The organism is Acinetobacter sp. WC-141 (genome assembly GCF_000313935.1).
Taxonomy (GTDB): domain Bacteria; phylum Pseudomonadota; class Gammaproteobacteria; order Pseudomonadales; family Moraxellaceae; genus Acinetobacter.
Window position 1 is genome coordinate 96,547 of sequence record NZ_AMSS01000050.1, and the last position, 23,890, is coordinate 120,436.

General features: G+C 37.3%; 20 protein-coding genes. 9 read left to right on the forward strand and 11 right to left on the reverse strand.

Annotated features, from left to right (window positions below; all coding sequences use genetic code 11):
• Positions 1–456 precede the first annotated feature (456 nt).
• The 5 genes from ACINWC141_RS10110 (at position 457) to ACINWC141_RS10130 (ending at position 5,404) form a co-directional block, all read left to right on the forward strand.
• Entirely contained in the window at positions 457–672 is a 216-nt protein-coding gene (locus tag ACINWC141_RS10110) for a hypothetical protein (protein WP_000489165.1), read from the forward strand.
• Between the two features lie 361 nt (positions 673–1,033).
• The gene (locus ACINWC141_RS10115) at positions 1,034–2,146 is read left to right on the forward strand and encodes a hypothetical protein (protein WP_000235770.1); all 1,113 of its coding nucleotides are present in this window, start codon (positions 1,034–1,036) and stop codon (positions 2,144–2,146) included.
• Positions 2,147–2,895: 749 nt separating this feature from the next.
• Positions 2,896–4,131 carry a YagK/YfjJ domain-containing protein gene (locus tag ACINWC141_RS10120; protein WP_000838816.1) on the forward strand — a complete coding sequence of 412 codons (1,236 nt, stop codon included), beginning with the start codon at positions 2,896–2,898 and terminating at the stop codon, positions 4,129–4,131.
• A gap of 1 nt (position 4,132) precedes the next feature.
• Positions 4,133–5,113: a hypothetical protein gene (locus ACINWC141_RS10125; RefSeq protein ID WP_000170389.1), complete on the forward strand. Its 981-nt coding sequence runs from the start codon at positions 4,133–4,135 to the stop codon at positions 5,111–5,113.
• A gap of 18 nt (positions 5,114–5,131) precedes the next feature.
• On the forward strand, positions 5,132–5,404 hold the full coding sequence (locus ACINWC141_RS10130) for a pyocin activator PrtN family protein (protein ID WP_000538010.1): 273 nt from the start codon (positions 5,132–5,134) through the stop codon (positions 5,402–5,404).
• Here ACINWC141_RS10130 and ACINWC141_RS10135 read toward each other — a convergent pair.
• Positions 5,388–6,536, reverse strand: coding sequence for a tyrosine-type recombinase/integrase (locus tag ACINWC141_RS10135; RefSeq protein ID WP_000534872.1), 1,149 nt, complete (start codon positions 6,534–6,536; stop codon positions 5,388–5,390). The two genes, ACINWC141_RS10130 and ACINWC141_RS10135, sit on opposite strands and share 17 nt — an antisense overlap.
• A 134-nt stretch (positions 6,537–6,670) precedes the next feature.
• Here ACINWC141_RS10135 and dusA point away from each other — a divergent pair, with 134 nt between their 5' ends.
• Both dusA and ACINWC141_RS10145 read left to right on the forward strand, forming a co-directional pair.
• Positions 6,671–7,687 (forward strand): tRNA dihydrouridine(20/20a) synthase DusA, encoded by a 1,017-nt coding sequence (dusA, locus tag ACINWC141_RS10140; protein WP_009390804.1) that lies wholly within the window; start codon positions 6,671–6,673, stop codon positions 7,685–7,687.
• Positions 7,688–8,021: 334 nt separating this feature from the next.
• On the forward strand, positions 8,022–8,531 hold the full coding sequence (locus tag ACINWC141_RS10145) for a hypothetical protein (RefSeq protein ID WP_009390868.1): 510 nt from the start codon (positions 8,022–8,024) through the stop codon (positions 8,529–8,531).
• 8 nt (positions 8,532–8,539) lie between these two features.
• Here the strand turns inward: ACINWC141_RS10145 and ACINWC141_RS10150 are convergent, their stop codons facing one another.
• Positions 8,540–9,433, reverse strand: a complete 894-nt coding sequence (locus ACINWC141_RS10150) for a LysR family transcriptional regulator (protein ID WP_009390892.1) — start codon at positions 9,431–9,433, stop codon at positions 8,540–8,542.
• A 102-nt stretch (positions 9,434–9,535) separates the two neighbouring features.
• On the opposite strand from ACINWC141_RS10150, the gene ACINWC141_RS19580 reads away from it, so the two are divergent.
• On the forward strand, positions 9,536–9,658 hold the full coding sequence (locus tag ACINWC141_RS19580; RefSeq protein WP_081400099.1) for a hypothetical protein: 123 nt from the start codon (positions 9,536–9,538) through the stop codon (positions 9,656–9,658).
• Between the two features lie 65 nt (positions 9,659–9,723).
• Here the strand turns inward: ACINWC141_RS19580 and ACINWC141_RS10155 are convergent, their stop codons facing one another.
• From ACINWC141_RS10155 to ACINWC141_RS10185, 7 genes are all read right to left on the reverse strand, one after another.
• Positions 9,724–10,485, reverse strand: coding sequence for a tRNA threonylcarbamoyladenosine dehydratase (locus ACINWC141_RS10155; protein WP_009390669.1), 762 nt, complete (start codon positions 10,483–10,485; stop codon positions 9,724–9,726).
• A 351-nt stretch (positions 10,486–10,836) separates the two neighbouring features.
• The gene (gene acnA, locus ACINWC141_RS10160; protein WP_009390693.1) at positions 10,837–13,593 is read right to left on the reverse strand and encodes an aconitate hydratase AcnA; all 2,757 of its coding nucleotides are present in this window, start codon (positions 13,591–13,593) and stop codon (positions 10,837–10,839) included.
• A gap of 124 nt (positions 13,594–13,717) precedes the next feature.
• A complete protein-coding gene (locus tag ACINWC141_RS10165; RefSeq protein ID WP_009390818.1) occupies positions 13,718–14,530 on the reverse strand; it encodes a TatD family hydrolase in 813 nt (270 codons plus the stop codon).
• On the reverse strand, positions 14,530–15,471 hold the full coding sequence (locus tag ACINWC141_RS10170; protein WP_009390837.1) for an RsiV family protein: 942 nt from the start codon (positions 15,469–15,471) through the stop codon (positions 14,530–14,532). The genes ACINWC141_RS10165 and ACINWC141_RS10170 overlap by 1 nt, the downstream gene beginning before the upstream one ends.
• 91 nt (positions 15,472–15,562) lie before the next feature.
• Positions 15,563–16,405, reverse strand: a complete 843-nt coding sequence (locus tag ACINWC141_RS10175) for a hypothetical protein (RefSeq protein ID WP_009390723.1) — start codon at positions 16,403–16,405, stop codon at positions 15,563–15,565.
• A 69-nt stretch (positions 16,406–16,474) separates the two neighbouring features.
• Positions 16,475–18,067, reverse strand: a complete 1,593-nt coding sequence (locus ACINWC141_RS10180; RefSeq protein ID WP_009390900.1) for a peptide chain release factor 3 — start codon at positions 18,065–18,067, stop codon at positions 16,475–16,477.
• Between the two features lie 232 nt (positions 18,068–18,299).
• Positions 18,300–19,163 (reverse strand): heme oxygenase-like domain-containing protein, encoded by an 864-nt coding sequence (locus ACINWC141_RS10185; RefSeq protein WP_009390766.1) that lies wholly within the window; start codon positions 19,161–19,163, stop codon positions 18,300–18,302.
• A gap of 323 nt (positions 19,164–19,486) precedes the next feature.
• Here ACINWC141_RS10185 and ACINWC141_RS10190 point away from each other — a divergent pair, with 323 nt between their 5' ends.
• The gene (locus tag ACINWC141_RS10190; protein WP_009390751.1) at positions 19,487–20,059 is read left to right on the forward strand and encodes a TetR/AcrR family transcriptional regulator; all 573 of its coding nucleotides are present in this window, start codon (positions 19,487–19,489) and stop codon (positions 20,057–20,059) included.
• A 273-nt stretch (positions 20,060–20,332) separates the two neighbouring features.
• On the opposite strand, the gene ACINWC141_RS10195 is transcribed toward ACINWC141_RS10190, so the two are convergent.
• On the reverse strand, positions 20,333–20,893 hold the full coding sequence (locus tag ACINWC141_RS10195) for a TetR/AcrR family transcriptional regulator (protein ID WP_009390861.1): 561 nt from the start codon (positions 20,891–20,893) through the stop codon (positions 20,333–20,335).
• A gap of 603 nt (positions 20,894–21,496) precedes the next feature.
• Positions 21,497–23,551 carry a bifunctional diguanylate cyclase/phosphodiesterase gene (locus ACINWC141_RS10200; RefSeq protein ID WP_009390830.1) on the reverse strand — a complete coding sequence of 685 codons (2,055 nt, stop codon included), beginning with the start codon at positions 23,549–23,551 and terminating at the stop codon, positions 21,497–21,499.
• Positions 23,552–23,890 lie beyond the last annotated feature (339 nt).

Sequence of the window (23,890 nt, forward strand, 5' to 3'; positions counted from 1 at the left end):
GTAAATTTTTAGACGAAAAGATCTAAAGCTTGAGAAACTAGAAGTTCATCAAATCCTATTAAAACTAATCAGGCGTTATAAAAAGAATATGCATAGCCAACTCCTTTATATTGGGAGTTCTGCCAAAGCATTAGAGAATTATGGTGGCAGAACGAGAAAGGGTTGACAGACCGGATTGGATTGACACCAGCACACTCGAAAGTGTCCCTCTCCCGTCCTACCGCAACGGGAGGAGACGAGATGTACCCTCAAAATTATTCCTCAGAAGGAATAACTCTGATGCAACCCAATAAAACGGTCTGTCAAAACCGACTGGCAATGTGGCCAGCAAGCAAAGGATAATGTGCAATATTTAAGGTGTCAATGATCTATCGACTAAGTCGTAAAGTGATTGTTATTGTTTTTCATTAGATTAATTCTTTAAACTAACCATTAGGTAAATTTAAGGATGATTCAGTGTTTCGGTTAAAGTGTCTTGGTGGTCCACTGTATGGACAAGAATATTCTCATGCTCAGGATGAGTTTATTTTTAAAGACAAACAGACAGGAAAGCAGACGCGTTATCGAAAGCAGGCTTTAAACTTCACCCCACCCCAAGAGTTCTTTATAGCAGAGTCAATTTCTACAACCGTAGCCTACAATCTTGCATTGCAATTAATGAAACGCTATTGAGACCTTTTAGTAATACAAAGACATACTATTAACTAACCAATAATGAGTGATTTTCTAGCACTTGATTCAGTCCATAATAAATTTATAATCCAGTAGAATGCTTCACAGTACTACAAGTTTAGTCCAACAATTATAACTCTAAGCTACATTTTGATTTTGACTACTTTTCACCCAAAACATCGCAAGTCGGTACAGAATCATCATAAGTCGGTACATAAATGGAGTGCAGTTTAACACCTAACACCCCTCTACAAATGCTCATAATTCACTCTCAAGTTAAGCTAAATCATTTTTAAATTATAAGTAGTTACGACTTATAATATATGCACTTCTTTTAAAATGAATAAGTGAACTTGATTACATGGCAACTTCAGCTAAAAAAAATGCTAAGGCTAAACAAGAAACCACATCTACGAGTAACATCAAAAAACTTATTGGCTTAATTGACCAACTTGAAGAACATATTATTAAAAGACATAAATTTCCCTATGGTTTGCCATCAGCCTATGCCGAACACTACAAAGCTTATTTACCCGAACAAATGGAACCTATCAGTGAAGAAATGACGGATAATGACCGAAAGTGGTTTTATGAACAGCTTGATCAAGGCTTATTAAAAGAATCGCCAGAACAAAAGGCTCTCCGTCAACAGGCATGGAGATTACCCCCACCATTACTTCGAGGTAAATCGGAAATTTACATCTACATTCCCGAAGAGGACCGACTTGCCCGACACTATGGCGAAATCGCGACTGAAATTCGTAAATTCAAAAACTTGGTATCAACTAAAACCAGAATATTCAAAAAAACAGCACAACAAGCTGAGAAACATTTTGAAGAAGCATTTCGTCTCTACTCCAAACATTATGATTGTTCTTTCTATATCTACACGCTACCAGAAGATATCTATAAACAGATTAGGCAATCTCAATTAGCCCGAAACAGCCATAAAAAATCCCAGAGGGTAAAAAAAACTTACCTCTCACTTGTTCAACGTTTTATTACCAGTAATCAAAAAACTTACTCAAGTATGGATACGGTTCTAGGAGCCATTGAGCAGCAAGCTATCTCAAAAATTCCAGAATACCTCACTCAAGAATACAATGCTGAAATAGAACATTGTTTACGAAAAAAAGAAGAAGCTGAATATTTTCTTTTTGCAGCTCGAAATGATCTATCTACAGCTGAAGTCAAAGAAATTGAAGAATATGGTAAAAAAACTGTAATCATACAAGCTCAGAACCGTGATCAACCCCTAACTTCTTTTGCAGGTCGCCCTATCGAACGTTATAAGGAAATAAGAGTATTTTATCAGAAAAAGATTTCTGCCTTAGAAACTCAAAAAAGTAAAATTAGAACCGACGATCAGAGAATGAAGTTACTGAATAGCGCTAAATCTTGGTTAAAGGAAAGCGAGCCAAGCCTATATGATGCGCTGAACATTTTTATAGAAAAGAAAGGTAGAAAACTTTAGAATTCCCCTCCCACCCCAATAAAAATCCGATCACTCACATAGTTTATTTAGAGCCTGTTAGTTCTACACTGACATGCTCTTAAAAAAAATTAATAAATTTTTAAAAGAGTAATAATTACAATGAAATTTCTATATTTTAAAGATTTTAAATACATATATATCAGTAGCTTAAATAAATTCTTCGCAGATTTTTAGAGGGTGCTTAATTTTTTTCTAGAATTTCCCTTATGCAATCAAGCATACAAAACTTGCTACATAAGGAACCAATATGACCAACTCAAACCTAAGCCAGCAACACATCAAATTAATAAGTACATTCAATTGGAAGCTTAGCAATTTACGGGTGTGGGTCACCCGAAGAATAGCTCAACGAAGCCATTTAAATGCTGCATAACGCAGGACATCACAACTTTTAAAAAGTCCTCGTATTACCGTCATTTTTTGGTAGAGCATTCTCGAAGTAAAGTGCAATCGGCTTTTCGGTTTAAATACAATTGTAATAAGTAATATTAGATATATGTAATTAATCTACTAGATACTTATTGTCATAAGCAGTGTGCCTTAGCAAATACTGCTTATAGATTAGATTGATTTAATTGTGTATCCATTTGAGATGAATACACTCCAGATAGATTAGCCAATATCCACTCTACGCCTACCCTAATGGACATTTCTAAACGATGTCCATAGGGAGAGCATTTACCTCATGACGCCTGATACGTAATTAATTATTTGTATGTAGGTATACTATGAAATCTCTGAACAACACAGCTAAACCAATTCTTCCACCTATCGCACAGTTCTCAGTTGCAGATAGAGATGCATTCCTAGAACAGCTCAAGGAAGATTTTTCAACTCATGAGTACATGACAGAAAACGGTAAGATTAAAATATTCAAAACGAGTATAAACCCTGAAGTTGAAAAAATGCTCAGTCGTGTTGAGTTCATCAAGTATTTTGAGAAAGAGCGCCCAATCGCTACTCTTAAATCTGTTCAAAGTTTTAAGGGCAAAGAGCAACTACGTGTTGAATATGCGAAGGATATTCCACTTTTGCTTAAGTGCCAGCTTACAACAATCTTTGTGTCTGCTCGCTCTGGCAATTACAAGATGGGCATAGAGTTACAGGCCTTTAAGGATTCATTCTTAGAACTTTCAAAGGAAGAACAATATACCCTTTATGAATTTTCTCTGATCAATCAGTGTTACACATCTGAACAGGCTCAGGCTTATGTTGCAGCTTTAATTAAATTTCAGAAGTTGTTTGCAATAAGAATGAGCAGTGCCTCAATTCGTAAACAACTTTCGAATCGTGCTAGTAATCGACGCCGTTCTAAAGAGCGTTGTGTTGAGCTTGTAGAGACTCTACTCAAGATCCATTCTCGAATCCTTGTTGTTCGAGTAGACCTAGGATTAATACGCGATCCAGCTAAGCTTCAACAGCTTGCTATCTCAACTGATTTTGCTCAGGCTGAACATGATAGTGAGTTTATGCAAGAGTCTTTTATTCGGTTCTATGATGCATCTAAGCATAATCAGCTTAAGCAAGCGCTCGGGTATATCCTGCGTATTGAACACACCCCAACCAAGGGATTCCATGGACATCTTTATTACTTCTTCAATGCCAATGACCATCGTGAGGACATCACGTGGGGGCAATATATTGCTGAGAAATGGAGGGTTGCTACAAACAATCTTGGGACTGCTTTTATCTGCAATATGAAGAAAGATGAGTACCGCTATCGTGCCTTAGGCATTTTGGAGTATACCGACCATGAAATGCTTAAGAATCTCAAGGCTACGTTTGACTACATATGCAAAAATGATCAGTACTTCGCCTTTACTAATGGAGAACAAATTCGGAGCTTCCGAACAAGCCAAATACCAAAAGTTCCTGCTACCAAACTTGGCCGTCCACGCAAGTTCGAGCAACTTAACCTACTAGACTCTGATCAGTCAGATGATGCTCAAGTAGGAGGACAGTAACATGACTAAGTACGCATCAGATGCTTTAATTGCAGCTACACATTCGTCATGCAGCATTCAACCTATTTGGGCTTACGATCTGATTGGTTCTGAGAAGTCAGCAAAAGCTCTTGGGGGATCAAAAACTACGAGCATGTTTGCAAAACAAAAGTCTCAAAATAGTAATCAGGCATTATCTCTCAGTAAACCTGTTGAGTTGATTAGGTCAGTATATCCATTAGTGACAGGCTCCCCTGTCACTAATGGGATGTTATCTGTTCGGCTAAAGCCAGAGAATGAATTGTTTATTCAGTTTATTAAACAGATAGGGCCTATGCTCAATGGTGGGATTTACTGTAACGATCAGTACTTTTCGTATCAAATTATGGGCTATCAATATACGCTCATCACGAGACAGTTCAATGAGAAGTTAATGGCGTGGAATGCAGAGCAAGTTCGCACTGAAGAGTTATTTGATTTAACAATGAAGGCTCTATACAAGAACTATGCAGGCTTCGAGATACATGAGCTATATCTGCCAATACTATTTACGCTTTCGACGAATGCAACAACGTATTCTAAACAGCAATATTTAGATCAGCAGAAGAAAGAGATGATTGCCCTTTTCATTAATGAAGGCGGTAATAATGATGTTGTTGCGGTATTTTCAAAATGGGAACTTACGCCCCAAGGACAATTAGCACTCAGACTAGTGTTCTTACTAGAACGTCAGTTTATAAATGATCCTGTTGGTTGGTCTGATGAGAATGCTTTCACAGCCTTACATGGTAATTTGGAGAGCCTTTTTAATTGCAAAGCATATCCTGTATCTATGCCATTAAATGGGTTTATGCAAACCAATCGTTTTTTAAAAAACGATCCAAAGTGTAAAGACCTTATTAAGTTGCTCAAAACGTATCTGGTTGGCACCGATACAATCCTTCGAATCTGGGATACACAGTCCAGTTTTGATGTGTTGTTTTCCAAGTTTACAACCAACTAGCTAAGAGGCTATTTCACAATGGGTGTATTTCAGTTAAATACCGCTGACTACCTATTCATGAAATATCGATCTATGACTGTCGAATTAATGAGTGTAGTACAAGACTATTATCCTCATTTAAGTAAGGCAGAGGCTCTGAGAAAGGCAAATCATCAAGAATTTCCTTTCTCAGTCTTTAAAATAGATTCAAGCAAACGTGCACCTTTTCTAGTACACATTAAAGACTTGGCTGATATTTTAGATAAAAAGTATTCTGAAGCTTCTAAAGATTTTGCTACGTTTCATCAATGAGGCGTAGCACCTCTTCCAACTGAATTACATTTCGTCTTGATTTAACAGAAACATACCTCTGTAAACTACTCCACGAATCATGCAAACTCACTTTCTGAATTTCAGGAATAGTAAAACTTTGTTCTGCCAATCGTGTACATCCCTCATGTCTCAAATCATGAAAATGTAAATCTTCAATTCCTAATATTTTACATGCTTCACGAAATTCTTTTCCTATGCTTTTTGGGTTCAGAGGCAATAAGAGTTGTTCATCATATCCTAATCGAAGCATACGACTCCGCACTTCATTATCTAATAAAAGTTCAATTATTGTTTTACAAGGTTCCAACACGTCAAAAGACTTGTGATTACCTTTAGAACCGTTCGGATTTTTCAAATCATGAACTTTCCATGATGAATGGTAAGAATCATAATCTTGCAGCCATAAGCGTGTTAACTCTGCTTCACGTCTGCATGAAAAAATTGCGAACCAAATAATTAAATGCATTGGATACTTAGTACCATATTTATTTAATTTCCAACGCTCAGCAAAAAGTTTTGTTAAAGCAATTAACTCTTCATTTGTAGGAAGTCTATCTCTCACTTTGCTAGAGGAGATTTGGCGAGTTTTTCTAAGCTGTGCCGTAGCTTTATCGAAGCTACTTAAATCAACTTCCATGCCCCACATAACAGATGCATGAGATAGAACACCTCTAATATGTAAAAGCTCATGCTGCTGTGTACTTGTTGCAATAGGGTCTAAACCAAGATTCGGCACGCCTCTCCGTCTTAGAGCAACATGCTCAGCCAAATGTATTGAATGTATTTTTGTGATAATATTGCGCGCGATTGGCAACTTCTTAATTAAGAGTAGAGAATAGCGTTTCGTCCTACCGTACTCGCTCCCAACTTCATCCAAATATTTATCTATGGCATCTGACAAAGTTAGATCAATCAGTTGTTCTTTGCCAAGTAAAATGTCTGGATTTTCTTGAATCTCAACTTCTCTTTTTTTAAGCCAGTTTTCTGCCACTTTTTTTGAATGAAATGTTTTGCTTTCAGAATAAGCTGGATAACCTTTTTTGTTGATCCGGATAGCAGCTCGGTAACTAACACTTCCATCTGCACCTTTTCTGGCAGTAATTGACCCCATAAATTTACACCATGAACCATTTTCTCCATTATGGTGTAAATTTTGGTGTAAATGCAAACTAATTAACGCAGCTAAATATGAGTTCCCACAGATTCAAACAGGTTGCAAAACACTGATTAAAGGCATGATTTTTAATGACTATTAATAAAACCATTGAAACTATTAAATCTCCAAGAATCAGTGTAGCCCCAATGATGGATTGGACAACGAAGGATTATCGATTCTTTGCGCGCTTGTTTAACCCAAATGTTGTGCTCTACACAGAAATGGTGACTACAGGTGCGATTCTTTTTGGCGATGCTAAACGCCATTTGGACTACAGCGCGCAAGAACACCCTATCGTATTACAGTTGGGTGGTTCAAACCCGCAAGAGCTTGCGACCTGCACCAAAATGGCTGAAGACTGGGGTTACGATGAAGTTAATCTCAATGTAGGTTGTCCAAGTGATCGTGTACAGAACAATAAAATCGGTGCTTGCCTAATGGCAGAGCCAGATTTGGTTGCTGAATGCATCCATACCATGCAAAAGGCTGTAAACATTCCTGTGACAGTCAAACACCGTATCGGGATTGATGACATGCACTCTTACGAAGAGATGCTGCATTTCGTAGATACAGTCGCTGCAACAGGTTGCACTCATTTTGTAGTGCATGCTCGTATCGCTATTTTGAAAGGTCTTTCACCGAAAGAAAACCGCGAAGTTCCACCTTTACGCTATGAAGATGTCTATCGTTTAAAACTAGAGCGCCCAAATCTCACCATTGAAATCAACGGCGGGATTAAAACGTTTGCTGAAACTCAAACCCATTTACAGCACGTTGATGGCGTTATGATTGGCCGTGAAGCCTATCACAACCCTTATTTACTTGCTGAGCTCGGCCAGCTTTGGAATTTAGACGCTCCCGATCGATTCGATATTATGGAACAAATGCTACCGTATATTGAACAACGTATGGCTGAAGGTGCTCCTCTATCAATTATTACCCGTCATATTTTAGGTTTATTCCAGAATTTACCGGGTGCACGCAAATGGCGTCAGGCCCTAAGTGGAGGAAATGCAAAAACTTTAGCTGATGTAGAACAGGCTATTAGCAATATGCAAGCAGCTTTAATTCGTACTGAAGAGTATGTAAAAGAGCACCAAGCCTAAGCTTGTGATGGCTTCTTAAATTGTAAGAAAATGTGGCATTTTAAATCAGAGACTTAGATTTTGAGTATATTCGCAAATACTGAATTAAAATATTCAAATTTAAGCTCTGATTAATTATTTATAGTAAATATAATCAATAACTTAGATTGAATTGTTTTTGTCGGTTATTTGAATAAATATTTTTTTAGCACCAATACGTAATCTTAGGGAAAAAGATACGTTATTACATAACATAAACAAAACTTTTAAGGTACGCCTATTAGTATCTCTCAACGCCACAGGTAGGTGGTGATTTTTTAAATATGGATATAGATAGTACGGTAGAGATTTCACGATGATTATTTACGACGGACAAGTAGCTGATAATTACATGTATCAGGATTCAAATCAGGCAGCCATTGTTGTATCGCACAGCACCCCAAGCCTTCCTTATCCCTTCACCATGAAACCCAATAATCATCAGACAGACACTTCCAGTACTCCCGCTATAGATGTTGATAAATTTGTAGAAAAATTAGAAAGTATTACCTCTAGACGCAGCAAAGCGCGTTGCGCACGTAGTATCCGCCTTGCACTAGAATCTGCTGGTGCCAATGTCGAAAATCATCCAATCGCAGCTTCAGATTGGGGTGATACCCTTAAAAAGATCGGCTATAAAGAAATTAATCCAGCTTTTGATGAACCTCAAGAAGGTGACATTTATATCATTCATAGAACCCGTAACCATGTTTATGGACATATTGCTGGCTACACTGGAAGTGAATGGGTCTCTGACTTCAAACAACATAGCTATGATGTCTATAAAGACGATAGCGTCACCTACACTTACTATAGATTGGCTTAATCAATTTTCTAAGATTGAAACATTTGATGAATGAATTCGGCACAATGCTGAATAATTTCGTCGTTATCTTTCCTATAGACTAAAACGACCTCTGAAAAGAATAGATGATCTGCCAAAGGTAACAACTTTACATTGGCAGGCAAAATCTGCTGAAACTCTTGAGGAACGATACTAATTCCTAAATTTGCAGCAACTAATTGTAGCTGCGAAACCTTCCGTGACTGAATCGGGGCTTTTTGTGGGGTAAATCCTGCGGCTAAACACAGATTTGCGACTAAATAACTTAAGCCCCCTCTTTCAGCATGAGGTGTAGATACAAAACACTCATCTTTTAAGTCTTTTAAATAAACCTTTTCCTCTTTAGCAAATTTGGCATGATCAATATGAACAGCCACCATTAACGGTTCTTCATATAACTTAAGAACGCTCATCTCATCTAGTGTGTGCCGAACGGGAGGCCTAATAAAACCAATATCAATTTCTCCATTCATTAAAGCTAAGATCTGTTGTTCCGAGGACAAGGTATTCAGCTCAAAACTCAGTTGCTGAGTTAAGCTAACTTCTTTTAATATTTGAATCTTTTTATGATCCATAACAATGCTGCTTGAATGAGCAATTTTAATCTGACGGTTTTTCCCTTCCGAAACACTTTTAGACAGGTCAATAATTTCATTTAAGTAAAGCAGGTTATCTTTTATTTTCTTATAGAAGACCTCTCCCGCTGTCGTGAGTTTTGCTCTTTTGTCATTACGATCAAACAACTGAAAATCAATTTCTTCTTCTAATAACTTCATTTGTCGGCTTAAAGCTGACTGGGCAATAAAGAGTTTTTCTGACGCCGCCGTAAAGCTACCTTCTTCAACAATTTTTATGAAATATTGGAATTGTTTTAATGTAAGCATCACTATCTCAAAATTAGATCATTAGGTCTATTTTCCATATTAGATTAGATAGATTAGCTTCGCTAGAATTTTATCAAGACCAGTCACCTGATTGAATTATTTATGAAGTATTTAAAATTTTTTACTTTATTCACCATCATTATTCTAATTTTATGGTGCTTTAAATTTTATGATCAGCAGCTTCCAACACAGCCCAAACACGACACAATAGAGTTATATGATTAAATAGTTTTTCTCAAAAAATAAAAGGCATCCCCTCACGATAAGAACATGCCTTTTTAATATTTAAATTAGGCTTTCTTTAAATCGAGTTTCTTTAAAACTTCAGCGACAGCAATCATCGCAAAACTTGAAGTCACAACCACAGCTGACCCATAACCACCACAGCGTAAACCAGCCGATGGACAAACATCCGCACTTGAAAAGGGGTTGTCGATTGAGTAAATACAAGTAATTCCAAATTTCTCTTTAGGCTTTTTACATATGCCTCGAGCACGGAGCTGGCTACGTAATTTAGCTAACATTGGATCTTGTTCTGTTTTTGATAAATCCGCCACACGAATTTTAAGTGGGTCAAGCTTACCACCTGCTCCACCAGAAACAATCAAAGGAATTTTATTAAAACGACAATGAAGCATTAAAGCCAACTTTACTTTAACGTCGTCGATACAGTCTAAGATAATGTCGGGTACAGGATTTAAAAGTTCTGTGACATTCTCAGGTGTTAAGAAGTCATCAATAATATTGACTTTAATACGCGGATTAATTTGGCGGCAACGCTCCGCCATAATCTCAACTTTTTCACAGCCTAGAGTTGACGTCATTGCTGGTAACTGACGGTTCACATTTGATGCAGCCACCACGTCCATATCCACCAGAGTCAACTCACCAACACCTGTCCGCGCTAAAGCTTCTACTGCCCAACTACCGACACCACCAATACCAATCACCATTACATGACTTTTTTCATAGTGCTCGAACGATGAATCACCATAAACTTTGGCTACACCTGCAAAACGACGTTCATATTCATCTTGTTGGAGATCGGTCATTATTACTCTTTGGGGGATATAAAACACGGTGGCTATTTTACTGCTTTTCAGAAGAAAGTGTATTTCATATCAAAGAAAACTTGGGATGGGGATACTTTATTTCACGTTAAGTCTCTCATTATAAATCAAATTATATTATTTAAGATTTAAGTCATCATTTACTAACGTGACAGGCAACATGGATGCCGCCTAGTTGGGCTGCGGTATAAGGATATACCATCAGCCCGACAAAGGATTTTTGCCTTGCGCTGTTTTAGTCACAGCTCATTATCCTTAAAAAGTAAGGATACGCCTATATAGTCAACATTAGCCAAAGCACCCTCATTACAAGGCTACGCAAACTTAGCCAAATTAACCAGCAATCAAATTCCGTAGCACATAATGCAAAATACCACCTGCCTTAAAGTATTCGACCTCATTTAAGGTATCAATTCGACATAACACATTAAAGTGGCTGGCTACACCATTTGGCCCTTTGACATCGACTTCAAGAATTTGATGAGGTTCAATCCCATCCGACAAACCTCGAATTGATATCACCTCATGTCCAGTCAAGTTCAGAGATTGTCGCGTTTGACCATCAACAAACTGTAGTGGCAACACGCCCATACCCACCAAGTTTGAACGATGAATACGCTCAAAGCTCTCGGCAATCACTGCTTTTACGCCTAATAAGTTTGTTCCCTTAGCAGCCCAGTCTCTTGAAGAGCCTGTTCCATATTCCTTACCAGCAATAATTACAAGCGGGGTATGTTCTTGTTGGTAACGCATCGCTGCATCATAAATGGCAAGCTTTTCACCACTTGGTACATGAATGGTATTACCACCCTCTTCGCCACCAAGCATCTCGTTTTTAATACGAATATTGGCAAAAGTGCCTCGCATCATGACTTCATGATTACCGCGTCGAGAACCATAAGAGTTAAAGTCTTTCGGTTCAACGCCTTGCTCTTGTAAATATCGACCTGCCGGACTGTCTTTTTTGATATTACCTGCTGGTGAAATATGGTCAGTTGTTACAGAGTCACCCAACACTGCCAAGATACGAGCCTGTTCAATATTCTTAATTGCTTTTGGCGGCTCGCCAATTCCTTCAAAGAACGGCGGATGGCGGATATAAGTCGAATCATCTGCCCATTCGTAAGTTTTACTTTGTGGAATCTGGATCGCTTGCCATGTTGCATCACCATCAAATACAGCAGCATATTCTTTGTGGAACATGTCTGTATTCACTTTTTGCAAGACTTCATCAATTTCTGCCTGACTTGGCCAGATATCTTTTAAATAGACAGGTTGTCCATCTTTACCTTGTCCAATAGGTTGTGTGGTCAAGTCGGTACGAATATTACCCACCAAACCATAAGCAACAACGAGAGGTGGTGAAGCAAGCCAGTTCGTTTTAACTAATGGATGCACTCGTCCTTCAAAGTTACGGTTACCGGAAAGTACAGATGCTACGTTTAAATCATGACATTGAATTGCATCTTCGACTGGTTCAGGTAGTGGACCTGAGTTACCAATACAGGTTGTACAACCATAGCCCACCAGGTTATAGCCCAACTCATCTAAATACGGCGTAAGCCCAGCAGCCAGTAAATAATCCGTCACTACCTTCGAGCCTGGTGCTAACGAGCTTTTTACCCATGGTTTTCGTTGTAAGCCTTTTTCAATGGCTTTTTTAGCAAGTAACCCTGCTGCCAACATTACACTTGGGTTAGAAGTATTGGTACAAGATGTGATGGCCGAAATAACAACATCACCATGATTTAATGGGTAAATTTGCCCATTAATGGTACATGATGGACTTTCATGTTGAATATTCGCTTTTTTTGCTTCTACCGCAGTACCACCACCGCCTTCATTTTCTAAACGCTCTTTGGCTTCTTTTGCTGGTTTTAAAGTTAACTCCATCAGCGCATTAAAGGTTTTAGGCACCTCTGATAAAAGCACTCGGTCTTGTGGACGTTTTGGACCTGCCAAACTTGCTTGGACAGTACTCATATCAAGACTTAAAGTATCTGTAAACACAGGTTCATCACCAGCATTTCGCCATAAGCCTTGTGCTTTGCTATACGCTTCAACCAGTGCAATACGATCACTTTGACGACCGGTTAATCTCAAATATCCTAATGTCACTTCATCAATCGGGAAGAAACCACACGTTGCGCCATATTCTGGTGCCATATTGGCAATGGTTGCACGGTCAGCAAGCGGTAAATCTGCTAAACCATCACCATAGAATTCTACAAATTTACCAACTACGCCTTTTTGACGAAGCATTTGAGTAATGGTCAGCACCAAATCGGTTGCAGTAATCCCTTCTGGTAATTTGCCTGTAAGTTTAAAACCAATGACTTCAGGAATCAGCATCGAAATAGGTTGGCCTAACATTGCTGCTTCCGCTTCAATACCCCCTACACCCCAACCTAAAACACCTAAACCATTAATCATGGTGGTATGTGAGTCTGTACCGACTAACGTGTCGGGAAAAGCAAAGGTTTGCCCATTATCTTCGCCTAACCACACCGCTTGGGCTAAATATTCTAAATTGACCTGATGGCAAATCCCCGTACCCGGCGGGACCACACTAAAGTTATTAAATGCGGACTGTCCCCAACGTAAAAATTGATATCGCTCACCATTACGTTGCATCTCAATTTGTACGTTTTCTTCAAATGCTTGATCGTCAGCAAAATAGTCAACCATTACAGAGTGATCAATGACTAAATCAACAGGAGATAATGGGTTAATCTTTTCAGGGTCGCCACCCGCTTGTGCCATCGCTGCTCGCATTGCAGCTAAATCAACCACCGCAGGGACACCCGTAAAATCTTGCATTAAAACGCGGGCAGGTCGATATTGAATTTCTTGATCTGAGCTTCGATTTTTTAGCCACTCTGCTAAAGCATGGATGTGCTCAGTTTTAACGCTGTGCTGATCTTCAAACCGTAATAAGTTTTCCAATAATACTTTTAAAGATTTTGGCAGTTTAGCAATGTCTCCTAGCGTTTTCTCTGCTTGGGCTAAGCTAAAAATCTGATAATTGCTGGAACCTACTGTTAGCGTCTGTAAAGCATTAAAACTATTGATCTTGCTATACTTAGCCATTGGGTTATCCTCCCATGTCTGGCAATGTTATTTTTCACGTTTTTACATGTTGTTTTCTTACTTTAAGCTTCTTTTTTAATCGCTGTGTTTTGTTTTAGTTAATATTTCTAATCTTTGATTTTTATTACGATAATTTCAAAGCCGAGAGAGAGTTTTTCCAAAGCTGTTCCGACAAATCTGACTCTGATATGTTTAAGTTTTCTGCCAAACTTTGCAAAACATAAGGCAAATTAACAGGAGTATTACGAGTACGCTGTTCAGTTGAGGTCTGGCAACAAAGCGGCGTCATATCTGGACAATCTGTTTCAATCACCAAGTGCTCTGCCCCTATGGCCTGCACAACGGTATGAAGCTTTTTTGCATTTGGATTGGTAATTTGTCCTGTCACACCAATTTTAAACCCAAGTTTAATGAGACCTTTGGCTTCTTCTACCCCACCACTAAATGCATGTGCAATTCCACCCAGTTTAAATTTTTGAGCTTTTAATAGTGCGAGTACATCGCCATGGGCTTTTCTAATATGAAGCAGTACCGGTTTTTGATATTGGGTTGCTAGTTCAAGCTGATCAGCAAAGTATTGTTTTTGTTTAGCATATATTTCTGGGTGCTTATGCTCTTTTAAAAAAGTATCTAAGCCAATTTCACCCACCGCTACACAGTCTTGTTGCTGCAAAATGTGTTCAAGGTGAGAAAGATGTTCTGGCTGATGCTGCTCAATATAAAAAGGATGTAAGCCGGGCGCTAAATATGAGGTTGGTACATTTTCCCAACTCTTTAACTGGTGATGCGTTTGTATTAACTCATCAAATCGTGATTGCACAAAACCAATTAAGACCAATGCATCAACCCCAGCTTTTTTGGCGTTAACCGCTAACTGTTGCCGATCTTCATCAAAATCGGCAACATCAAAATGCGTATGGGTATCGAACAGATGCATTAGCTTCCACTTTTTGCAACAGGTGCTGAAGCTGGTTGCGCTTTAGGCTGAGGTAAATACTCTTTTTTCAAGACTTCCTGTAATTGATCATATGAAATCACTAATCGAGGTAGCCCAACCACATAGGGTCCAATTTCATATTCACCATATTGAAGAATTAAACCTTGCTCACCTAACAAGAAATTATCAGATAATTTAAATGGCCAAGCTTGTTCATAGTCAGTAACATTATCAGCTAATTTAGAGTCCGTTACCCAAGTCTTAAAGGCTTCATGCGCCAATTTTTCTAACGCTGCTTTTTGCTGTGGACGTAACATGTCTTCAAGCTTGATCTGCTTTTGTTCTTTTAAGTCAAAATTATAGTAATGCTGTGCAGCAGAGCCATGCGCCCCACCTAAATAGCTACTACTATTAAGTACAACCGTGACGACTTTACCTTGAGCCTGCAAGATTTTAGGTTTAACTAAAAGATTAATCTGATGATTGCTACTTAAAGCTTTTAATTCATTGTCCAGACCAATGAACGAATTTGCATAGCGTTGAACCTGAGCATCAAAGCTATTTTTTTGCTCTGCACCCGCAACCGCAGAAGCTTCAGTTTTTTGATCTGCTTGCTTCGCTTTAGCATCGGGTTCAGCAATCTCTAAAATTTGATCTAGAGCCTTTAAGATTTGCTGATCTATAATTTTATCAATAAATGGAAAATTACTCTGTAAACGCTCTACTGTAAATTCCGGACAATTTTTACCATCACAATCAGGTAAAACAACCTTGCTAGGAATTGTTTCGCCTTTCAAAGTCAGCTCTACCGGCTTTTGCTCTTCAACTGCTGGTTTCTGTTGCTCTTGAGAATCCTTAGGATCGGCTTTAGGTTGGCATGCCACCAAAAATATAGCCGAAGCAAGCAAAGTTAATCGCAGTGAAGCTTTAGAAGATAACATCATATTTTGCCTTTTATTCTAAGGAGATTACGCAGTGCCTTTTCTAAGAAATTAGCGCATATAAATAGAGGTTGCAAATTCTGCAACCATCTTAAAACATTTGTTCATAAACCTCGGGTTGTAATATTTTTTTTGTTTGCTCTTTAGATAAGTAAATATCGAGCTGTGGAGCTTCTTTAGTAATTTGGTTTGCCTGATAATGTAAGCCAACACCTTCACCATCAAAGAACCAATCTGCTTGTCCCCAATATAAAGTTTTTGGTGCCTCTTTCTTTATCTCAACAGTTTGCTTTTTTAACCAGTCTTGATAGGCGACCTGCACTATTTGATGCATAGTCGTTTGCTGATCCTTTTTTAAAACATCTAATAAACTTAAACTTTTATGCAATTTTCGGTCAGCAACGAAAAAGTAATAACGATCTTTAATCGTCAGCTCTTCTTGCTTGGTATCAAGCCCCAATTGCAATAAAACATACTGATTACGTTGCGAAGCAATACGCGTATGAAGATGCAATTCATAAGCCCGATTCTTTGAGTATTTATCTTGCCATTCATCAGACTTTTTAACATAGGCATTAATGGCTTGCTGCAAACTCAAGTCTTTCTTCAAATCAATTTGATCTTGAATGACTTTAGCCTGACTTTTAGCGATCCAATCATTTAGCCATGCGTCTTGAGTCTTTACAGTTTGAATATCGACATCGATACAATTTTTCTTCTCACAAAATGGCAAAGCATAATCAGCTTTTACTTGTTGTAAGTTAAGAAATGGTAGTACTTCAGCCTTTTCTATATTTTGAGTTTGAGTAGACGCTAGTTTTGTTTGAGAAGATGATGAAGGCTGAGTTCTTTTCCAAACCAAAAGACCAATAGCCAAAATTAATATGATTACTGCAACTAAAAGCGCACTAACTGTTTTTCTATTCAATTTCATTTCATCATCCTTTCTTATTTTTCAAAACAAAACAGCTTCTATTCGAAGCTGTTTGTCACTTTAAAATGATCAGTGTTCACGTGTATTACGGAACTGAATATCAGGCCAACGCTCTTGCATAATCTGCAAGTTCACTCGGCTTGGCGCAAGATAGGTTAAGTGTCCACCGCCATCGATAGAAAGCTGGTCATGTGCTTTCTTCTTAAATTCATTCAGAGTTTTTTCGTCATCACAGTGAATCCAGCGAACTGTATTAACGCTTACAGGCTCATAAACACAGTCAACCTTATATTCTTCTTTCAAACGATAAGCAACTACGTCAAATTGAAGCACACCTACCGCACCCACAATCAAATCATTGCTAATTTGTGGCATAAATACCTGAGTCGCCCCTTCTTCAGACAACTCTTTCAAACCTTTTTGCAATTGTTTTGACTTTAATGGATCTTTTAAACGCACACGACGGAACATTTCTGGCGCGAAGTGAGGAATACCCGTGAAGTGTAAATTTTCTCCACTAGTAAAAGTATCACCAATTTGAATTGTGCCATGGTTATGTAAACCAATAATATCGCCCGGCCACGCTTCTTCTAAATGTTCACGCTCACCCGCAAGGAATGTCAAAGCATCGCTAATGCGGACATCTTTACCAAGACGCACGTGATTCATCTTTAGACCTTTTTCATATTTACCAGAGCAAATACGCATGAAGGCAATACGGTCACGGTGTTTCGGGTCCATGTTGGCTTGAATTTTAAATACAAAACCAGAAAAACCTTCTTCTTTCGCTTCAACTACACGCTCTTGTGTAGGATGTGCTTTAGGTTCAGGTGCCCAGTCCATGAAAGCATCCAATACATGGTCAACACCAAAGTTACCTAATGCCGTACCAAATAGAACTGGCGTTTGTTTGCCTTGCAAAAATAATTCGCGGTCTAATGGCTCATTCGCCATTTGCACAAGCTCAAGCGACTCTTCAAAAGATGCCCAAGCTAAATCACCTACTTTTTCACGAATATCAGCATGGTCGTAGCCATCACGTACTTCAATATCGGTAATGGTTGAACCAAAGCCTGCTTTATATACATACAATTTATTTTCAATAATGTTGTATACACCGGCAAAATCACGTCCCATTCCTAATGGCCATGTAATTGGCACACAGCGAATATTGAGGACATTTTCAATTTCATCCAGTAACTCAAGTGGTTCACGAATTTCACGGTCCATCTTGTTTACGAATGAGATGATGGGAGTGTCACGCATACGACACACTTCCATCAATTTGATGGTACGTTCTTCGACACCTTTTGCACCGTCAATTACCATTAACGCAGAGTCAACTGCGGTTAGGGTACGATAAGTATCTTCCGAGAAATCTTCATGCCCCGGTGTATCGAGTAAGTTAATCGTATGACCTTTATAAGGGAACTGCATAACAGAGGTGGTAATCGAAATACCACGCTCTTTTTCCATTTCCATCCAGTCAGATGTAGCTGCGCGGTCAGATTTACGGCTTTTTACCATCCCTGCAACCTGAATCGCTTTACCCCATAACAGCAATTTCTCTGTCATGGTGGTTTTACCTGCATCGGGGTGGGAAATGATGGCAAATGTGCGGCGTTGAGCAACCTGTGCCGCTAACTCATCTTTAAAACTCATGAAATACACCTACTGCGGAGATTGCAGTGCCAAAGATCTAAAGTCGATCAAAATAAAAATTGGCGTAATTGTAGCAGATTTATAGAACTGTTTAATGTTTGTTGATATGCCATCAGTCACTCATAAGATTTTTGAACATTTTTTGAGAATATAAATTGGTTTATTAGAAATTTTACAATCAAAAAAGCCCATCTGATTATGGATGGGCTTTTTTAGAACTTAGCAGAATAGCTTATGCCAGTTTCTTTTCTTCAATAAATTGAACATCGGCAATTTGTACGTCCCAGAACTCATTCCATAAGGCACAATAATCAAGACATAGCTGAGTTAAACCTTCGTAATCCTCTTCTGTAATTGCTTGGGCTAACGCAAACCACAGATCGTCCTGATGATCATCATCAGCCGCTTCAGACGTTTCATCAGTAGATACACCATGCACATGGTAATACCCACCACCTTCAACATCAATATTCACAAATTTAGTCGCTTGACGTAATGGAGGGCTAAAAAGAATAACCTCTTCCTCTGCAACAGCTAATAATGCTACTACATTGATATAACTGTCATAAGATGATTCTAAAAAGGATCTCACCTGATCGGCAGCTTTTGATGGCTTATAATTACGACGGTCAAGCTCAGTTAAGCCATAATCATTAAGCAAATCTTCATACAATGGATAATGAGCATATTCAGGATTCCCCAAATAATAATCATCTTTGCCTAATCCTGGTCTAAAACCGAATTCATCAAGTACATTTAAACTTAATAATACCCGTGGAAACATTTTAGCTCCAGAATGGAGTTTTGGTTCCAGTTGTTTTGTTTGGAACTGCGCTTGTAATAAAGCATCAGTAAAAATCTGTACAATTGCATGACGATATTCTAAATGAATATGAGTTAAAGTATTCTTATCTAGATATCCATTATTTAACATTTCAATTGCAGGGTGTTTACAAACTGGTAACTCAGCAATTTTATTTCTTAACTGTTTGAGAAACTTTAGATTTTCATCCCATTGTTGTGCAGGAATACTATTTCTCATCCCCTGCAATGCTTTTTCTCGTGGATTATTAAAATCTTCAAATTTTTTTGACATAATCATTCTCAATAAAAAGTTTTTTCTTATAGTTAAGTTGGGGATTCCCTTTATTTCAAGTTGCATTCAATTGCTAAAATAAAATTTATATACCCATCCTTAACAAGCTGATATTATGTCTATTAACTCAACAAATCAATGGATTAATTAATAATATTTAAAAAAGTAAATTATTGCCAATTAAATACATAAAATATTATTTTTTAAGATTAACCAAACTATTGAATAAATATGATTTTTTAAATATCATAAAATAAGTTTTATTTAAGCTTTAACACATACAATAGCAAAGTTAATCAAAAATATTCGCGATGGTGTACCCAATGACAAAAAGAGAAAATATTATAACAACAGCAACATCCCTTTTTAACCAAAAAAGCTATACATCTGTTGGTGTTGATAAGATTATTGCTGAGTCCAATGTTGCGAAAATGACTTTTTATAAGTACTTTTCGTCTAAAGAAAACTTAATTGAAGTGTGTCTTCACGAAAGAAATTTAGAAATCCAATCTTCAATTTTTGAAAAAATTAATAATATTAACAATCCGTTAATTAAAATTAAAAGTATTTTCAATTGGTATATAGATTGGATTAATACAGATGATTTCAATGGTTGCTTATTTAAAAAAGCGACTATAGAAGTTCTACAAATGTACCCGTCCGTTAAAGATCAAGTTAATGAATATCGAGACTGGATTTACAAATTGGTTTTCTCAACATTTCTAGAATTAGAAATCAAAGATGCCCATACGCTTACCAGTCTTTTTCTTAATATTATTGATGGCATCATTATTGATGGCACAATAAATAAAACAAAAATTAATTCTGAGCAAACATGGTCTTATATCAACAAACTTATTAATTTTGAAGCAACCCAAGCGTATGCAGCCGCTTAACATATCAATTTAATAATTTTTTAGGTGTTTTGTAGAAGAATTAAAATATCATTAAAAAAATGAGTAGAGCATGAACTACAGCTCTACTGATAAAACTTATCTAACTTATTTCTACAACCCTACAAAAGCAAAGCCTTTGCTAATTTAAATGCATGAGCTATTGTCAGCTTTTTCATTTTAATTTTTAAACCTATATATTTGAGTAGTTTCAATAAAAGATTTATTAAGAATAACTAAATTTTTACTGAGTATAAATATATACTTTATATATTATTAAACCATAGCGATATTCTTTAAAATATATTCTAACAATACCTCTCTATCATCCACACTGTTGTCACCCAAAAGCTGAACCATTGCCCCGTCAATCACAAATAAAAACATATATGCATCTTTTTTTGAGGCATTTGGAATCTTGGTCAAAAGCAATGTATAAATTTCATTAATCAGCCAGTTTCGGTATTCAACTACAACCTGATAGGCTTTTGGATATAGCTTTTCAATTTCAAAAATAGCCTTAAACGGCAAATGGTAAAGACCCTCTAAGTTGGCATGTAAAAAGAAAATTCTTTTAAGTTTTTCATGCAGGGTTAAATCTTCATGTGTGTAAATAACCGAAGACACCTCTTCTTTAAGTGCATCTTTTTGAAAGGTCAGGCTCATTTCAATGAGTCGTGCTTTAGAGTGAAAGTAGTTATAGAAAGTTGCTTTAGGAATTTTAGACAGCTCAATAATTCGGTCTACTCCTACGTTATGAAACCCATGTCTATTAAAGAGATATCTTGAAGTGTGAAGCACGCTTAAAGCACGAGAAGAGAGATTTAAATGTGGCATATATTGACCGTTATAAAATAAATTTTTGTTGTATCTAAATGAGATAAGACTGCCGCAGTTCTAACAAGCAAAAAAGGCATACGAAGGCCCTAAGATAGCCCTAGCGCATCTCAAGTTTTATTGTTGATATGATTTTTTAGTCGTGACGAACTAAAGTCTGAAAACTCAAAAGTGATCAAACCCTGTTAACGACTAATCTGGTGGTATAAAAATAGTATGCATAGCCAACTCCTTAACTTGGGAGTTCTGCCAAAGCATTAATTTAGAATTATGGTGGCAGAACGAGCAAGGGTTAGCAGACTGATAGTAAGAACCAGCACACCCAAAGGTGTCCCTCACTCGCCCTACCGCAGCAAGCGAGGGACGATTGTATACATAAGACTACTCCTCAGAAGGAATAATCTGATGCTCTTACTATGCGGTCTGCTAAAACCGGCTGGCAATGTAGGCCAGCAGGCAAAGCATAATCTGAGAGTTTAGAAGTGTCAATGTGGAATTTATGCCAAGTTTTTAAATTTCTTATTATTTTTCATTAGATTAACTAAATTATGGTTTTAGATATTATATAATTTAGTATTTTTATAATTTAATTTAATTTTTAGTTTATGCAAAATGAGCGCCTTGAGACTCAATGAGTTGATCAACCTGAACAGGCATTCCTAATAAATAACCTTGGAATTGCTGGCATCCTAAACGGGTTAAAATCTCGACCTGCTGCTGAGTTTCTACCCCTTCTGCCGTTACGGTTAAACCTAACTTTTTAGCTAAATGAATAATACTTTCTAGAATAACTTCTTCTTTTGAACCTGGTTTTAAATCAACAATAAAGCCACGGTCAATTTTCAATTCATCTACAGGCAAATCTTTTAAATACAAGAAGCTCGAATGCCCTGTTCCAAAATCATCAATGGCAACTCGAATTCCCATGTCACGTAGCCGCTCACAGGCTCGAATACTCAAATCGATATGCCGCATTGCGGTTGATTCAGTAATCTCAACAATTAAGTGGTGAGGTTGAATTTGATATTTTTTTAATAATGCTTCGAGCGTACTAAATAATTTTTTATTTTCAAATTGTAGGGCCGATAAGTTCACAGCGACTGGATAAAATGGTGTGTTGGTGCGTTCCCATTCCTGAATTTGCTGGCAAGCTTGCTCAAGTGCCCAATATCCCATTGGAATGATCAAACCAGTCTTTTCCGCACCTTCTATAAACATATGCGGAGTAAGTATGCCTAAGGCTGGATGGTTCCAACGGATAAGTGCTTCAACACCGCAAACTTCAAGATTCGTATTAAATTTTGGTTGGTAATATAAGATGAACTGTTTTTCTTCTACTGCTTTATAAAGATCATTGATCAGTTTTGACTGACTTCTTGTTTCTTGTTGATGGGTTGAATAACTAAAGATGGTATATGTGTTCCGGCCTTGTTCTTTAGACATCAACATGGCGGCATCAGCGTTCATGAGTAAGTCCTGAACATTCTGTCCATGCTCAGGAAAGAGCGCCACGCCCAAACTTGCAGAAATATTAATTTCCTTGCCAGAAATTTGGTAACTTTCTTGAATCAGTTGTAAAACCTTCTCGGCTAAAACAACCGCTTCTTCTGCATTTGTATTTTCTGCAATAAGCAAAAACTCATCGCCACCGATTCTAAGCAGTTTACATTTTTCATTGAGTTGCCAATGTAAACGGTTCGCCATTTGAATGAGTAATTGGTCACCGACATGATGTCCAAAAGCATCATTTACCGATTTAAAACGGTCTAAATCAATATATAAAAAAGCAATTTTCTGGTCTTTATATCGATGATCCGAGAGTAATACTTCTGCATAATCAACTAAATAAAGGCGGTTTGGTAATTTAGTTAAATTGTCTTGTATCGAGAGGTTTGCTAACTCTTTATTGGCCTTACGCAATTCTAAATTTTGTTGAGTGAGCCGCTGCTCCAACATCGCAACAATAAAACTTGCTACGAGCACCAAACACGTGACTAAAATAATCGTAAATAATAGTAGGTCATGTTCAGCCTGATATTGGCTAATAAATTTATCAGTAATATTCGTCGCAATGAGCGCCGTATAGTGCATCCCCATAATACTTAAGGTCATCATAACCGAAAATGCGATTTTTAAAGTGAGGCGATGACGTTCGGTATCTTTTAATTTATAGGCCAATAAAAATGCCAGTCCGGAACCGCTCATCGCAATTAATATAGAAAATAATAGCAAAAAAGAGGTGTAATCTTTTTTATAGATATTAATATTCCAGCCCAACATACTGATGTAATATGAAGCCGAAATTCCAATTCCCATAATAATAGAGCTTAAAATGAGTCGGAATAAAGGGAGCGTAAAACGCGAAGTCAACCACATGGCAATGCACGATAGCAGTGCGCTAATGGCAAATGAAACTGTAATCAAAGGAATATTCGAGTTGACTGATTCAGACAGATGATAAGCTTGTATACCGATAATATGAACAATACTAATTGCTGATGCGAGTAATAAGCCGTTGATAAATAAAATTAAGGACTCAAATTTCTTATAGTTTTTTTTAAATATTAATTGCTCCATGGAAATTACGAGATAACAAATCAAGCCAGCTGCAATAAAAGAGCCGACGATCAATGTGCTATCGTAATCAACATGACCCATATTGGACTTCCATGATTATTCAATACTTTTTTTTATTTTGTTCAACTCATTGCCCAAAATACAATTAAACATGTTAAAAAATTTCGTAAATTTGACTTTTTTAGTCAGTTATAAACAATAACATTATCTATCTTTTGGTCAAGTATTTTTTACTTTATAAATCAATAGAGTAACCAAAAATTAAGCAGCCAATTATATGAAAAATATAGAATTTCTATAATCTATTCAAGTTGACCAAATCGCCCTTTTTCATATTAAAACAAAAACAGTATAAAAAAGACCCTGCACTAAGCAGGGTTCTTTTCAAGCTTTAGAAAAAGAAGATTAGTTCTTTTCTTT